This window comes from Sphingobium agri (assembly GCF_023051225.1).
Taxonomy (GTDB): Bacteria; Pseudomonadota; Alphaproteobacteria; order Sphingomonadales; family Sphingomonadaceae; genus Sphingobium; species Sphingobium agri.
This window is the reverse complement of record NZ_JALKHS010000006.1, coordinates 550,205-564,500: the sequence shown is the minus strand read 5'-3', so window position 1 is coordinate 564,500 and position 14,296 is coordinate 550,205. Positions and strand designations below refer to the sequence as shown.

General features: G+C 62.2%; 11 protein-coding genes. 1 reads left to right on the top strand and 10 read right to left on the bottom strand.

Going from position 1 to position 14,296, the window contains the following annotated elements; genetic code table 11:
• Nucleotides 1-22: 22 nt before the first annotated feature.
• Genes MU848_RS05925 through MU848_RS05900 form a run of 6 tightly spaced genes read right to left on the bottom strand, consistent with a single transcriptional unit; the run spans nucleotide 23 to nucleotide 6,796 of the window.
• A complete protein-coding gene (locus tag MU848_RS05925; RefSeq protein WP_281494305.1) occupies nucleotides 23-508 on the bottom strand; it encodes a GspH/FimT family pseudopilin in 486 nt (161 codons plus the stop codon).
• Entirely contained in the window at nucleotides 480-995 is a 516-nt protein-coding gene (gspG, locus tag MU848_RS05920) for a type II secretion system major pseudopilin GspG (RefSeq protein WP_380800648.1), read from the bottom strand. Before gspG ends, MU848_RS05925 begins: the two co-directional genes overlap by 29 nt.
• A gap of 27 nt (nucleotides 996-1,022) precedes the next feature.
• The gene (gspF, locus tag MU848_RS05915; RefSeq protein WP_097091954.1) at nucleotides 1,023-2,240 is read right to left on the bottom strand and encodes a type II secretion system inner membrane protein GspF; all 1,218 of its coding nucleotides are present in this window, start codon (nucleotides 2,238-2,240) and stop codon (nucleotides 1,023-1,025) included.
• On the bottom strand, nucleotides 2,233-3,774 hold the full coding sequence (gene gspE / locus MU848_RS05910) for a type II secretion system ATPase GspE (protein WP_315862419.1): 1,542 nt from the start codon (nucleotides 3,772-3,774) through the stop codon (nucleotides 2,233-2,235). The genes gspF and gspE overlap by 8 nt, the downstream gene beginning before the upstream one ends.
• On the bottom strand, nucleotides 3,771-5,975 hold the full coding sequence (gene gspD / locus MU848_RS05905; RefSeq protein ID WP_201514595.1) for a type II secretion system secretin GspD: 2,205 nt from the start codon (nucleotides 5,973-5,975) through the stop codon (nucleotides 3,771-3,773). The genes gspE and gspD overlap by 4 nt, the downstream gene beginning before the upstream one ends.
• Nucleotides 5,972-6,796: a type II secretion system protein N gene (locus MU848_RS05900; RefSeq protein ID WP_247230818.1), complete on the bottom strand. Its 825-nt coding sequence runs from the start codon at nucleotides 6,794-6,796 to the stop codon at nucleotides 5,972-5,974. The genes gspD and MU848_RS05900 overlap by 4 nt, the downstream gene beginning before the upstream one ends.
• Nucleotides 6,797-6,965: 169 nt before the next feature.
• Here MU848_RS05900 and MU848_RS05895 point away from each other — a divergent pair, with 169 nt between their 5' ends.
• Complete coding sequence (locus tag MU848_RS05895; RefSeq protein WP_247231678.1) at nucleotides 6,966-7,619, top strand: prolyl hydroxylase family protein; 654 nt, start codon at nucleotides 6,966-6,968, stop codon at nucleotides 7,617-7,619.
• On the opposite strand, the gene MU848_RS05890 is transcribed toward MU848_RS05895, so the two are convergent.
• From MU848_RS05890 to MU848_RS05875, 4 genes are all read right to left on the bottom strand, one after another.
• The gene (locus MU848_RS05890) at nucleotides 7,616-9,052 is read right to left on the bottom strand and encodes a CYTH and CHAD domain-containing protein (RefSeq protein WP_247230816.1); all 1,437 of its coding nucleotides are present in this window, start codon (nucleotides 9,050-9,052) and stop codon (nucleotides 7,616-7,618) included. The genes MU848_RS05895 and MU848_RS05890 overlap by 4 nt on opposite strands.
• 123 nt (nucleotides 9,053-9,175) lie before the next feature.
• Nucleotides 9,176-11,878, bottom strand: a complete 2,703-nt coding sequence (locus tag MU848_RS05885) for a TonB-dependent receptor domain-containing protein (protein ID WP_247230814.1) — start codon at nucleotides 11,876-11,878, stop codon at nucleotides 9,176-9,178.
• A 91-nt stretch (nucleotides 11,879-11,969) separates the two neighbouring features.
• Nucleotides 11,970-13,556, bottom strand: coding sequence for a hypothetical protein (locus MU848_RS05880; protein WP_247230813.1), 1,587 nt, complete (start codon nucleotides 13,554-13,556; stop codon nucleotides 11,970-11,972).
• A 258-nt stretch (nucleotides 13,557-13,814) separates the two neighbouring features.
• On the bottom strand, nucleotides 13,815-14,198 hold the full coding sequence (locus MU848_RS05875) for a tetratricopeptide repeat protein (protein ID WP_247230811.1): 384 nt from the start codon (nucleotides 14,196-14,198) through the stop codon (nucleotides 13,815-13,817).
• Nucleotides 14,199-14,296: the final 98 nt, after the last annotated feature.

The following is a 14,296-nucleotide window of genomic DNA, read 5'->3' as shown; positions in this document are numbered from 1 at the left end:
GAGAAGCTTGAAAACCCAGCGCCTACCCATCGACCATGACCTTTCCAGTCATATCGACGGTGACGGACACCCGCTCCGCCTCCCGGGCCAAGGTCACCGTCATCGCATCGGTCGGCAGCCCCGTCCCATCAAAACCAATCTGCTGCCGCCCGTCTTTGCCAAGCAGCGCCCGTGTCCCCGACTTCCAGTTCGCCGTCACGAACGGCTTCTCCTCCACCGGCACCCATTGCCCGCCATCGCGGCGCTGAAATCCATAGCCTGATGCGGACACCCACACCCCCATCGGCCGCGCGGTCACGACCGCTTCGTCGCGGGCGGCAGCAACGCGCGCGGCAAAGCGATCGGCATCCTCGACAACCCGTCCGCGCGGATCGGGCATGGCAAGCACTACAGCAGCCGAAATGAAGCCGATGATCGACAACACGACCATCAGCTCGATCAAGGTGAAGCCGCACTCGTCGGAAGGCGAGCTCTCGGCCTCAAAGCTCGCTGGAATAAATATCCGCATTCTCGCTCTCGCCGCCCGGCTGGCCGTCCGCGCCCAGCGAACTGATGTCGAACGCGCCCTTCCGCCCCGGCACCGCATAACTATAGGCGCGGCCCCACGGGTCCTCCGGCAGCTTCTTAATATAGCCGCCTCGGCGATACCGTTGCGGCTGCGCCAGTGACGCGGGCGGGTTGATCAGCGCCTGCAATCCATCCGTCTGCGAAGGATAGCTCAGATTATCGAGCCGATACTGCTCCAGCGCCTGCTCGATCGTCGCGATATCCGCCTTCGCCTTCTCGACCCGCGCCGTATCTGTCGCCGGAATGACGTTGATCGCCACGATCGTTGCCAGCAACCCGATGATGACGATCACCACCATGAGTTCGACCAGCGTAAAGCCGTGTTCGGCGGAACGCCTCGAAAAGGTGAAGCCATCCTCGCCTGCGATCCGGCCTCCGTCCGCACCGGGCTTATTGAAGTGCCCTTCTTCTTTCTGGAAAAAGCGCATGGCTCTGGAAATAGACATAATCACTCCTCAAGCCCCCGTCAGGCTCTGCAATTGCAGGATGGGCAGCAGGATTGACAAGATGATCACCGCCACGATCCCGCCCATCAATATGATGATCACCGGCTCCAGCATGGCGAGCGCGGCGGAGGTGAAGCTGTCAAACTCCCGCTCCAGATAATCGGCTGCCCGCTCCAGCATCGTGTCCAGCCGCCCCGCGCTCTCCCCGCTCGCCGCCAGATAGACCAGCAGCGGCGGAAATACGCCCGCGCGCCGCAATGCCGCCGAAAGGCTCCCGCCACCGCGAATGGCCTCGACAATCTCTTCCGAAGCCTGCCGCAGCACACGATTATGCACCGTCTGCGTCGTCAGCGACAAACCCTCCATCAATGGCAGGCGGCTTGCCACCATCGTCGACAAGGTCCGCGCCATGCGCGCGGCATGCAAGTCGCGGATCAACCTGCCCAGCAGCGGCAGCCGCAACAACGTCGCGTCAAATCGATAGCGAAAAGCCTCGACCTTCAAGGCGCGCCAGAAGGCAAAAGCGCCCACCGCGATCAGGATCGCCAGCAGCCACCAATAGCCCGCAAGAAAAGCGGAAATCCCCATCACCATTCGTGTCAGCAGCGGCAGGTCCTGCCCCACCGTGTCGAATTGCTCCACGACCTTTGGCACGACGAAGATCATCAGCGCCGCGACCACGCACACGGCAAAGGCAGCCAGCACGCTTGGATAGGCAATCGCCGTCAGCACCTTGGACCGGATCACCGCCTGTCGTTCCATCAGGTCGGACAGGCGCTCCATGATCGTCGGCAGGCTGCCGGAGCTTTCACCCGCAGAGATCATGGCCCGATACAGTGCCGGGAAGCTCCTGGGCTCCGCGCCCAGGGCATCCGCCAGCCGCCGCCCTTCCAGTACGCCTGAATGCACCTTGCTGACGATCGCGCGTACATGCTCCTGCTCGCTCTGCCGCCCGATCGTCCGCAGCGATTCCTCCAGCGGGCTCACCTGGATCAACGTCGAAAGCTGCCGCGTGAACAGCGTCAATTCCTTGGCCGACAGCCTCGGTGCGCGCAGGGAAAAGGCTGCGCGCCTGGCCGCCTTCTCCACCACGCCCGGCTCGATCCGCACGATGAACAACTTGCGCGCGTCCAGCTTCGCGCGCGCATCCTCGACCGTCTCGGCCTTCACCTTGCCGGTGCGTTCCTTGCCCGCCGGATCGATGACCAGATAATCGAACTCAGCCATCGGCGATGGTTTCCACCTCCGCCGCATCGCGCCGCGACACGCGGATGGCTTCTTCCGCCGTGGTCTGCCCGTCGCGCACCAATGCCCGCGCCGCAGACCCCAGATTGGGTGCGTTCAGGAAAGCGTGCCGCGCGATCAAGGATTCATCGCCGCCATCATTAATCAGGCGGCGGATCGTGTCGTCCACCCGGATCGCTTCGAACACCCCGATCCGGCCCTTGTATCCGGTTCCGTTGCACTGCTCGCAACCCCGCGCCCGATAGATGATCGTTCCGGGATCGAAACCAAGCAGCGCGCTTGCAGACTTGTCCGCCTGCACCGGCTCGCGGCAATGCTGGCACAGCCGCCGCACCAGCCGCTGCGCAATCACCGCGCGCAATGTCGATGCGAGCAGGAAAGGCTCCACCCGCATGTCCCGCATCCGCGTGATCGCGCCGACCGCATCATTGGTATGCACGGTCGACAGCACCAGATGCCCCGTCAGCGATGCCTGAACGGCAATCTCCGCCGTCTCCCGGTCGCGAATTTCGCCGACCATCACCACATCAGGGTCCTGCCGCAGGATCGCCCGCAACCCGGCCGCGAAGGTCAGGCCCACCTTCGCATTCACCTGCGTCTGCCCGACCCCCTCGACCGCATATTCGACCGGGTCCTCCACGGTCAGGATATTGCGCGTCCCGTCGTTCAACTGCCTCAGCCCCGCGTAAAGCGTCGTCGTCTTGCCCGACCCTGTAGGACCCGTGACCAGGATAATCCCGTTCGGTTCATGCAATCCTTCACGAAAAATCCGGTCCGCCGCCCCCGCCATGCCCAGCAGGTCAAGGTTCATGCCCGCATTCTCCTTGTCGAGAATACGCAGCACAACCCGTTCCCCCGCCCGGCTCGGCAGCGTCGAAACGCGCACGTCCAGCAACTTGCCGCCCAGCGTCAGCCCGATGCGCCCATCCTGCGGCACCCGCCGCTCCGCTATGTCCAGACGCGCCATCACCTTGATACGGCTCACGACGACCGGCGCGACATGCGGCGGCATCCGCAAGGTTTCGCGCAGCACCCCGTCGATCCGCATCCTCACGATCAGCCCCGTTTCATAAGGCTCAATATGAATGTCCGAAACGCCCTGTCGAGCAGCCTCCGCAATGATGCCGTTGATCAAGCGGATCGCTGGAGCGTCATCCGCGCTGTCGAGCAGATCGTCAGCGGTTGGAATGTCGGCGGCCAATATGTCCAGCTCGTCCGCCCCGACTTCCAGCGAACCCGCCATGGCGGCCGCGCTGCCCTCCATCGCATAATGGTCGGACAAATGCCGATCGAACTGCGGCCCATCCACGAAGCGCACGTCGAAGCTGCGCGCCAGATGCCGCCGCACCTCCAGCAGTACGCGCGGATCGCTCCCCTCGCGCACGGCGATGATCAGCCGCTCGCCGTCCAGCGGCAGCATGACGACGCCATGCTTGCGCGCGAAGACATAGGGAATATCGACGGCACGCGGTGCAAGGTGCAGGGGCTCGCTCCCTTGCGGGCCTGCGTCCGTCACCGTCGTTCTCCACTTGCCGGAACGTCCACTGGCCGCACCACGCCGCTCGATTGCCGCATCGTCGGCTCGATCACCTGTGCTTGAGGCGGAGCCTCGGCTCCCGGCTGCACCACCGCATCGCCAGCCTGCATAGGCGCAGGCGGCGTCGCGCCCATATAGTCGCGCACCAGTTCATCGATGCTGGGTTCGGCATCGGGATTGCGCGCCATCTGCATGTTCCGCACATAGCCATAGCGTTGCTGCGTCAGCCGCTGCGCATCTTCCTTCGACCTCAGGATCGTCGGGCGGATGAAGACCATGAGGTTCGTCTTGCTCCGACTCTTGCTGCGCGATTTGAACAGCTCACCAAGGCCCGGAATATCGGACAGTAGCGGAATACGCTCGATCGTCTTGCGCTCATTGTCGTCGAGCAGTCCGCCCAGTGCCAATATCTCGCCATCATCGACCGTAACCGTTGTTTCGATTTCGCGCTTGTTGATGATGAGGTCGCTGTTGTTGTTCGACACCGGCCCCGCGACGCTCGACACTTCCTGCTTCAGGAACAGCTTGATCGCGCCGCCCGTGTTGATCTGCGGCTTCACCTCCAGCTTGATGCCGACATCCTGCCGCTGCACCGTACGGAACTGATTGTCGAAATTCTGGCTCAGCGCTTCGCCGGTAGTGATCGGCACCTGCTGCCCGACCAGGATCGACGCCTTCTGGTTGTCCAGGGTCATGACAGAGGGCGTCGACAGGATGTTGCTGTCCGTGTCGGATCGAACGGCGTTGATGATTGCGCCGAAGATGCCGTTGCGTCCGATCTGTGTCGCCACCCCGCCAAAGCCGCCGGTCGCGTTCATCAGACTATCGACTGCCGCCTGCTGCAATGTGTTGGCTAGGTCGCCATTCTGACGGGTCTCAGTTGTCGTTCTGGTTCCATCAGGCGCCACTACCGTTGTCGTGGTCGTGCCAAGATCATTGGCAGCAACAGCCCCCGCCAGAGTCAGCAGATTGGGCGAAGCGTTGGAATAGTTGGTCGCCGCGAAGCCCGTCTTCGTGCTGCCGATCAGGAACTGCACGCCCAGCTTCTTGGCGGCGGCGTCGCTAATCTCGACGATGATCGCCTCCACCAGAACCTGCTCGCGCCGCGTGTCCAGTTGCCGGATGGTTTCGCCCAGCATGCGCTGCACATCACTGTTGGCCGCGACGATGATCGCATTCGCCCCTTCATAGCGAGTGACGATCGCTGGGCCGCGCGTCGAAATGCCGCTGCCTGATGATCCGCCAGCGTTCATCACCGCAGGCGCGGCCGATGCTGGAGGCACGGCCGATGGAGCCCCCGCCGCCGCTGGGACCGACGATGTCACAGCAGAGCCGGTCGATTGCCCCACCAGTTGCTGCAATACCGGTAGCAGCTTTTCGGCGTCCGCATGTTCCAGCCAGTAGACACGGATTTCCGTGCCGCTCGCCGCTTGCCGGTCAAGGTCGCGCGCCATTTGCGCCAGCCGCGCCACCGTCCCGGCATCGCCACGAATCGCGACCGAATTGCTGCTGTCGATCGGCACGATCGTCGCCGCTCGTTGTGCGCCTTCGCCACTGCTTTGTACGAGCGCCTGAAGCGATGTCGCGATTTCCCGCGCGCCCGCATTGCGCAGAGTGACGGTCAGCGTGGCCGCCGTGTCGCGGTCGATCCGAGCCAGCACTTGGCGAATGCGGCCGATATTGTCGGCATAATCCGCCACCACCACGCTGTTGCCCGCGCGATTGGCGGTCACTGACCCATCCTTGCTGACCAGCGGCCGCAAGGTTTCCAGCGCGCTTGCCGCATCGATCGATCGCAGGCGAAAGACCTCCGTCACGAACTGGTTGCGATTAGCCCCACGGCCCACCACGCTGGGCTGCCCCGCCGCGCCATCGGCTGGCTGGATGCGATAAGCCCCACCCGGCGCCGGCACGGCCACAAGGCCGTTGGCGCGCAGGGTCGACAGGAAGATCTCGAAATATTCCGATCGCGACAACGGCCGGTCGGTGACGACCGACACCTTCCCCTGCACCCGATTGTCGATGATGAAGGTACGCCCTGTCACTCGCGCGGCGTCCTGGATGAAGGCACGGATGTCAGCGTCACGGACGTTGAGCGTCTGCTGGGCCAGGACCGGCGCGCCCATGGGCGACGCGAGCGCGAGGGCAGTAGCAGCGGAAAGAAGGAGTTTTCTGGTCATTGGCCTTGCAGGGTCAGGTTGATCGTCGAAAGGCCAGCGCCCCTCTCGACGGCCAGGGAAATGCGCGCCCCGGGCATGATTTTGCCCTGCAGCGCCTGAAGGTCGCTGGGCGAGCCGACCGGCTGTCCATCGACCTGGGTGATGACATCGCCGGGCTGGAAACCGGCGTTCTGGAAAGTGGGTCCCCTGGCCGTCAGGAAGAGGCCCGTGATACGCCCATTCTGCATGCGGGGCGCAAAGCCGATGTCGCGCTTCAGCCCGTCCGCCGTGGGATTGTCGATGCCGCCCGCCGGTGCCGGAACGGCGCCGCCTTCGCCCGGCGCAGCAGCGGGCGCGGGCTGGGATTGATCAAGGAATATCTGCTCTTCCGCGCCGCCGCGATCGATGGTGACATGATCGAACGCCACGGCCTTCAACAGGACGCCGGGCAATATCTCGTCACCCACCGCAAAGCTGTTCTGCACGCCGTCAGGTCCAGCGATGATCGCCGACCCAAGGCCAGACCCCTCGTTCAACCGGATGCCATAGACGGTCAGCGCAAGCGAAGTGACCACGCCGCCGTTGGCCGGTTGTTGCGGACCAGCGCGGTAAAAGGGGTCGAAGCTTGAGAAGAGCGCCTGACGCGCAGCGAAATTCGGAAACTGCGCCTGCCGCCCTTCCCAGGGACCAAAGCTGCCGACCGGCGTCAGCAGCGCCCAGATCAGCCTCGCGCACTGCACCGTCAGCAGCCCCAGCAACAGCTTCTCGACCACCCGCAGCCAATCGATGGGTGCCAGGCGGCTGCTAAGGCCCTGAAAGTTACTACGAAACGGCACGCGCATGGAACTTGGTGATCCCCCTTGACACCCGCGCTGCTAGGCAATTGTTTTTACTGCTGGATGACAAAAATGTGACCTATCCATGACAGGCGCAATCCGCAAGCGACGGCGCTTGCATTTAGAGCGTCAGACGGTAGCAAAAATGTCATATCACTCGCCCAGTGCAGCGCTCATGCCGAGCCCTGCCATCCCTGTAGCTGCCGATGCCGACCCGAAATGGATCGCTTCACATCCACGCGTGCAGCGGGTGCCTAGGCGCAACCTCACGCTGTTTATTCAGCGTCACTTCCTGACGGCGGAGGAATGCACCGGGCTGATCGCGCGGATAGAAGCGCGCCGTCGGCCCTCCACCATCGCCGATGCCAATGGAGACACGGCCTTCCGCACCAGCGAGACATGCGATCTTGACACAGCGGACCCGTTTGTTGCCGCAATCGACGAAAAGCTCGCGGCCTTTGCGGGCATCGATCCGGCGTTCGGAGAACCAATTCAGGGACAGCGCTATGCCGTGGGTCAGGAATTCAAGCCCCATACCGACTATTTCGATCCCGCCGGGCTGGACTTCGTGCGCTACTGCTCCCTTTCCGGCAATCGCACCTGGACGCTGATGGTCTATCTCAATCAACCTTCGGCGGGCGGCGCGACCCGTTTCGTGAAGATCGGCAAAATGGTGCAACCGGAAAGCGGAAAGCTGTTGGCCTGGAACAATCGTCTGGAAACAGGCCGATGTAATGACTCCAGCCTGCACCATGGGATGAAGGTGCGCAGTGGCGTCAAATACATCATCACCAAATGGTATCGGGAAAAGATTTGGGTGGAGTCTTAGCGCCAAAAGCCCTTCATGTCCGCCAGCGCCTCATAAGCGTCCTCAGCCGCAGCCAACAGTTTCTTCTTGCTGCGCGCGCTGCCTGACAGTTCAGCATCGATCGGCAGCCCATGCCGCGCCAATATCGTGCCTGTGCTGGCAAGGTCATTGAGCGCGCCCAACTCATCCTGCAAATTTTCCAGCACTTCGATATAGCGGCCATAACGCCGCTGCTGCTTCTTGCCAGCGAAGAGGCTTGCGAAGAATTCCGCCGCGTAGCGCAGCTTCTTTGCCTTCTTGCGTACTTCATGACGATGTTCATCGTCCAGCTTGGCCAGGCGGGCCGCGTGTTTGACCATCCAATGATGGAAATGCTGCAAGCGGTCGGCGGCAAATGCCTCCGCTCTCTCATCGTGCTTACCGTCACCCCCGCGAAGTGTCAGCCACTCCACGATATCCAACATCAGCGTACGCGCGCGAGGGGAATGGAGCGCTTCGATCACTCGTCCATGAACGACTGCCCGGGCCTCGCTGATCTGCTCATGCAGACCGCCGAGATCGATCCGCTCGATCAGCACATCCAGGTCGCGCGCTTCGCCCAGCAACCTGGCCAGCCATCGCAAATCTTCCCGGAATCGCGTGACATCCTGGTCCGCCAACTTCGCCTTGAACAGAGTAAGGGCAGAACGGAGCCGCCGAACGGCCACGCGCGCCTGGTGCAAGGCCGTGGGGTCATACTGATCCAGCAGCAAATCTTCGTTCAGCCGATATTGCCGCACACAAGCCCGGACGATCGTTGCGAACGCCTCTTGCGCACTGGCGCCAGCGTTCAGCGTCACCGGTTCAGCCTTGAAGCAGGAAGGCGCCGACGCAAGCAGCCGATACCCCCTCTCGGATTTCGCCACGACTCCCAGCCGCACCGGCACGGTTGCCTCTATATGGCGCGCCAGGGAGAATAACACGGCGGGCTCCCCGGTCTTTATCTCCAGCTCGGCCTCACAGATCGGCGCCTGCCGCTCGCCTGCGCGCACCCATCCACGGTCGAGCACAAGCTCGATCTCGGCCGCGCCTTCCTTCACAATCCATGTTCGCCGCTCGACCTCGACTTCGAAGGCAGGCTCGACCATTTCCGCCGCATCGCCTAGGATAGCGGCAAGCGGCGTACGGCTATCGATCACCGGCTCATCAGAGGCGACAGGCATTTCCCATTCGGCGCGCGCAAAAATGCCGCCGCCCTGGCCGCCGTCATCGGCCTTGACCGTCTGGACGCGCTTCTTTCCCGACTTGCGGACCCGCAACGTATATCCCGACTTTTGAAGCTGCCGATCGCGAGTGTCGAAATAGATGGCGCGAAGTTCAGCCCGCTGGACGTCCTCCGGCAGCAGGGGCAGTTGCTGAAACGCATCCGCCGCTTCGCGCGAAAGTTCCAGTTTCAGTTCGACTTCCTGATCCACCGCAGCCTCCGATTGCCTTGATCGGCTATCACAGATCGGGAGAACGCACGAACCCTGTAAACGGCAAAGCGGCCGACCCACGCCATGCGAATCGGCCGCTTTGCTTAGACATTGCCGATGAGATCAGAAGGCTACGGTGAGCGAAGCCGCGATGGTGGTCCCAATCTTGTAGCGGTTGTAGAACACCTTGTTGCCGCCAAGCTGTTGGAACTCCTGGAACTTGCGGCCGGTGATGTTACGGGCTTCAAACTTGAACTCGCTCTTCACCCCACCCGGCAGGGTCACGCCCTGACGCGCGACGAAGTCCAGCGTCAGGCCCGGCTTTTCCTTGATGTCAGGCTGAAGATTGGGCCCACGGCTTGTGACGCGGGGGCTGGCATAGGTGAGCAACAGCGTCTGCTGCGACAGCCTGTCCGTATCCTCTAGCCCGATCTGGAAGTTCACCAGATGGTCCGACTGACCGGTCAGCGGAGCGCCATCTTGGAAATAGTCCGACGCGGCAGGCAAAGGGCCCGTCGTGTAGCTATAAGGGATGGTCGTATCCCCCTCACTCACCTTCAGTTTCGACTGGGTATAGGTGTAATTGCCGATCAGGACGATCCGACGCGTCTGAAAAAACGGCGAGTTCGACCAGCCATCGAGCGGCAGATATTTCTGCGCCTCGAACTCCGCGCCGTACAGCTGCGCTTCGGGTGCGTTGGCGAAGCTGGTCGTCACCGCATAGGTGTCGGTGATCGTCGTGAAGGTTTCGATGGGGTTCTTGATCTTCTTGTAGAAGGCAGCGGCTGTCAGCCGTTCTTCACGCCCAATATACCATTCTGCACGGATATCGCCGTTCCACAACTCGCTGTCTTGCAGGAAAGGATTGCCGCGGAAGAAGCGGTTGGACTCGGTGTCCAGATAGGGTTGGGCGATCAATTCGCGGAACTGCGGCCGAGCGATGGTCTTCGATCCACTCACCCGGAATTGCAGGTCCTTCGCCGCTTCAAGGGTGACGGTAACAGCGGGCAACCAATAGTCTTTTCGGATCTGGTTGAACGGCGTCACGCCGGTGCTGTAAACATCGACGCCGGTCACGGACTGCCGCCCCTTTTCATAGCGGACGCCAGCGTCGAACGACAGACCCGGCAGCACCGATGCCTTCACCTGGGCATAGCCCGCATGGGTACGCAGGGCAGCGTCATAGACGGGATAATTGCCCGAAAATTCCAGCAGGCTGATATCGAACAACTGGATCGACGCATCCGACAGCAGATAGTCGGGGCGCAACTGCTGCACCGGCACCGGCAGGTTGGTGGCGTCGAAATGCAGTTCGTAGCGGGAGGATCGGCGCTTCGTGTCGCTGAACGCATAACCGACCGTCGCCGACACATCGCGCGAGAATTTGTAGCTGAGATCCCAACCAGCCGACCACAGATTTTCATTCAAGTCGCTGAAGGTGATCGACGCGTCGCCGCGCTGGCGATTGAGCGCATTGACGAAGCGGTCGCCAACAGGATCGACTGCCAGATCGCGGTTGGTGCGGACATATTCGAACTCGCGCTCATAGGGCGCTTCCCGCTGCGAATTGGCATAGCCGCCGCGCACGTCCAGGCTCAGCCCTTCGCTCAGCTTGAATTCGCCGACCAGCTGCGTATCGATCAGCTGCCGCTCATACCAGCCGGTCTGCTGGTTGAGATAATCCGCACCCTGGATCTGGCCGTCATTCTGGCCGATCGCCAGAGCGCTGCGTTTCAGCGTGTCGCGGATATAGACGTTGGTCCAGCGGAGCTTCTGATTGCCGAGTTCAAGGCCAAAGCCGAGCAGGCCATTGACCGTTACATCATTTTCAGTGCTGATCTGGTTGTAATTGCGGCCCGCGCCTGCGGCGACATCCAGCGACGCCTGCTGCAGGTTTTCACGCGTCCGCCACTTGTTGCTATAGGATGCGGTGGCAAGAACGCCAAAGCGGCCATCACTGCCGACATCGAAAGCGGTGCCGCCGTTGATCGAGGCGGAAAAGTTGAACGGCAAGCTGTTCGTGCGCTGCACGACAGAGGTGTTGCTGTTCTGGAACTGGGTCGCAATCGCGCGCAGGTCCGCGCGTGGAATGTTGGAAAATGGCGTGCCGCTGTTGATGGCGTTGGCAAGGAGCCCCGGCAGGTCGCGGGTGCCGTCATCAAAGCCGGTCCAGTCGGACTTGCTGCCATAATGGGTGTAGCCAAGCTGACCCGACGTTTCCGTGTTCGCCGAGCTGCCGACGCCGATTTCCAGGAAGCTTTCGACTGGAATGGCCTTGGTCGTCAGGTTGATGACGCCGCCACCGAACTCGCCGGGGAAGTTCGCGGAAAAGCTCTTCTGAACCAATGTCGATGCGATCACACTCGTCGGGAAGATGTCGAGCGGGACGACGCGCTTGAGCGGTTCGGGGCTGGGCAGCGGAGAACCGTTCAGCAGCGCCAGCGAATAGCGGTCACCAAGGCCGCGCACATAGACATACCCGCCCGACACGACCGACAAGCCGGTGACGCGCTGCAAGGAACCCGCAATGTCGCCTTCGCCGGTGCGCTTGATGTCTGCGGCCGACAGGACGTTCACGACCTGCGGCGCTGCCCGCGACACATTGGTTGTCCGGCGGCCGGTCACGACGATATCGGAACCAGGGATCGAGACATCGACATTGCCGGACTGCGCGTCGGCTTCTTCCGAAGCGCTCGGAACGCCGGACGTCGGAGCGGAATCGCCTGCCGAGGGCGTCGAACCGGTTGAGGTCTGCGCCATCACCGACGGAGCGGACAGCGCGGATGTAATGAGCAGCAGGCGAGCCAGGCTGAGCGGCTTCGACATGGCTTAGGTCCCCCTTGGGATGAAATTCTTTGCAAAGAGGGCGGGGAAGCGCCGTTGCACGCTCCCCCGCCCCTGTTGAGGTCAGGTCAGATCAGGTCGTCGGAATGGCCGTGCAATTGCCGCTGGCGCTGCCGAAGCTCGCCGTCACGGAGTTGCAGGTCCAACCGGCATACCAGGTGTCATTGCTGTCCTTGACCGCGCCGACATAGTTGGTCGTGGTGAAAGCGGCATCGATCGTCTTGGGATCGGTCGCCGGACGCGCCGTTTCAGTCGCACCGTTGATGAACAGGCTGGTCAGCGACGGGGTGTAGCTGATCGTGCTGTTTGGGCCGGCTTCGAAGATCGACTGGACCACTGCTGCGGTCACGCCGTTGTTACCCTTGTAGGGCGTTGCCGGCAGGCACTGCATCGAAACGGAGATGTAGCGCGGCTTGCCTGCATCCTGCAGAGCCGTGTCAGCATCGCGAACCGTCGTGGCGCTGTCGATGCGCAGGCAGGTCTGGGTGGGGCTGACAATCAGGCCGTTGACCAGCGTCAGGTCAGCACCGCCGCGCAGCAGCATCGCCGAGCCGTTCGAGCCAGTGGTCGATCGATTAATGGCCGTGAAGTTTGCGACCTTCAGATACTGGCGCGGCAGCACGTCTTCGCCGTTGTTAGACGCCGACCCGCCGTTGGAGTCGGTCTCGAGGAAGCTGTCGCCGATGTTATTGCCTTCGCGCTGGACGCTCAGCAGATACTGAACCGTGCCGCGGAAACCGACGTCAGTGTCCAGATTGTCGTCTTCGTTGCCGGTTAGCACCAGGTAGCGAGGATGGACGCTGCCGCCAAAGATTTCGATGCCATCGTCGGAGCTGTTGTGGACCTGGATGTGGTCAAGCTGTGTACCGGTGCCGACGCCCGAAGGGGTCAGGCCCTGAAGCTCGCTGGAACCCGAAAGGACGAACCCGGAATAGCGGATCTGCACATAGCTCATACGGCCCGAGCTGTCGGCGTCGTTCGCGCCGCCATACAGGGCGTTGCTCGCGCCTTCCGTGTCGCGTTCACAGGCCGTGGTGCCCGCAGCAGCAGCGGGAGCCAGACAGTCCGTGATCTTCGCGCGGCCAAGCAGCACGACGCCGCCCCACTGACCCGACGATTGATCAGTGGCGGTGCCCAGAACGTTTTCACGGCTGGTGAAGATGATCGGCTGCGATGCGGTGCCAACCGCATTGATCTTGTTGCCGCGATTGACCGCCAGGAAGGTGTTGCCAGTGCCAGCGAAGATGACGACGCCCGGATCGATGCTGAGCGTCACGGCGGTGTTGGTGCTAGCCGCGCCCTGATCGGTGCCTACATCGACGCGACCCGGCATAGAATAGATGACGCCCGCAACCTTCGCGATCGCGGTTGAGCTGTTGAAGCGCGCCGGGAAGCCGCAATTGCGCCAGGTGCTCGTACCGTTGGAAATGGTGCCGAGATCAGTCAGCTGGTCAGATCCTGCAATGCTCGGACAGTTCGCGGCCGGGGTCACGACGCCCGGCGTGGGCGTAGGCGTACCCGGCGTGGGCGTCGGCGTCGGAGCGGGAAGGACGATGGTTCCTTCGCCGGGCGATGCGATGTCGTCGGCGCCGCAAGCGCTCAGCGCGGCGCAGGCGCAGCCCGCCATCAGAATGCTAGTGATGCGATTAGTCTTGACCATGTCGTCTCCGCTCCGGCGTTGCCGGTTTGTGATTGGATGCGGAGCGAAGGGGATTTTCGAATCGGACAACGCCCCCTGCCGCCCTCAATCGCGGCAGCTAAGGGCGGCACATGACAGGCGCATTTTGCTTCAGTGACGAAAGCGTGACTTTAAAATGACGTTTTGAAGACTATTGTTGCAATTCAACGACGAAGCCCGCGTAAAAGAAAAACGTCACCCTTGCGGATGACGCCTTCTCCCTCAGCAGAGACCGAAGCCTCAGCGCATCGCGTAGCTGGCTTCCAGGCGACCGAGCGCGCGGCGCGCAACGTCGCGCGACGATGCCGCTTCACCGTTGGCGAGCAGCAGAGTGGACTCGGGGGCAAAGCGCGCCGAACGATACGCCTCGCGCGCATCCTTCATTCTACCAAGCCCTGCATAGGCGTTGCCCAGGTTAATGAGGCGAGCAGGATCATTTGCGCCTTCCGGCCACATAGGCGCCAATCGGCGGGCCGCTTTTTCATAATCTCTCGCTATCAGTGCGGGAGCGGCCAATCGGCCGTCCGGCACGCCTACGACCACGACTTCATCAGACGCTGCCGCAGCAGCGTTGGACATGCTTGCCGCCAGCGCCAGCCCAACTATCGCCGCCATTCTCACCATCCGATTTCTCCCGAAAAAACCTTCTACAATAGCCGGGATTATTTCATCTTGATGACAGGACTACAACTGACCGAAAGGACATGATAAAGGAATTTTAT

Excerpts from the sequence above, each read along its gene's own strand:
- MU848_RS05925 (WP_281494305.1), bottom strand. The coding sequence starts at position 508 with ATGCGGATATTTATTCCAGCGAGCTTTGAGGCCGAGAGCTCGCCTTCC.
- gspG (WP_380800648.1), bottom strand. The coding sequence starts at position 995 with ATGCGCTTTTTCCAGAAAGAAGAAGGGCACTTCAATAAGCCCGGTGCG.
- gspF (WP_097091954.1), bottom strand. The coding sequence starts at position 2,240 with ATGGCTGAGTTCGATTATCTGGTCATCGATCCGGCGGGCAAGGAACGC.
- gspD (WP_201514595.1), bottom strand. The coding sequence starts at position 5,975 with ATGACCAGAAAACTCCTTCTTTCCGCTGCTACTGCCCTCGCGCTCGCG.
- MU848_RS05900 (WP_247230818.1), bottom strand. The coding sequence starts at position 6,796 with ATGCGCGTGCCGTTTCGTAGTAACTTTCAGGGCCTTAGCAGCCGCCTG.
- MU848_RS05895 (WP_247231678.1), top strand. The coding sequence starts at position 6,966 with ATGCCGAGCCCTGCCATCCCTGTAGCTGCCGATGCCGACCCGAAATGG.
- MU848_RS05885 (WP_247230814.1), bottom strand. The coding sequence starts at position 11,878 with ATGTCGAAGCCGCTCAGCCTGGCTCGCCTGCTGCTCATTACATCCGCG.
- MU848_RS05880 (WP_247230813.1), bottom strand. The coding sequence starts at position 13,556 with ATGGTCAAGACTAATCGCATCACTAGCATTCTGATGGCGGGCTGCGCC.
- MU848_RS05875 (WP_247230811.1), bottom strand. The coding sequence starts at position 14,198 with ATGGTGAGAATGGCGGCGATAGTTGGGCTGGCGCTGGCGGCAAGCATG.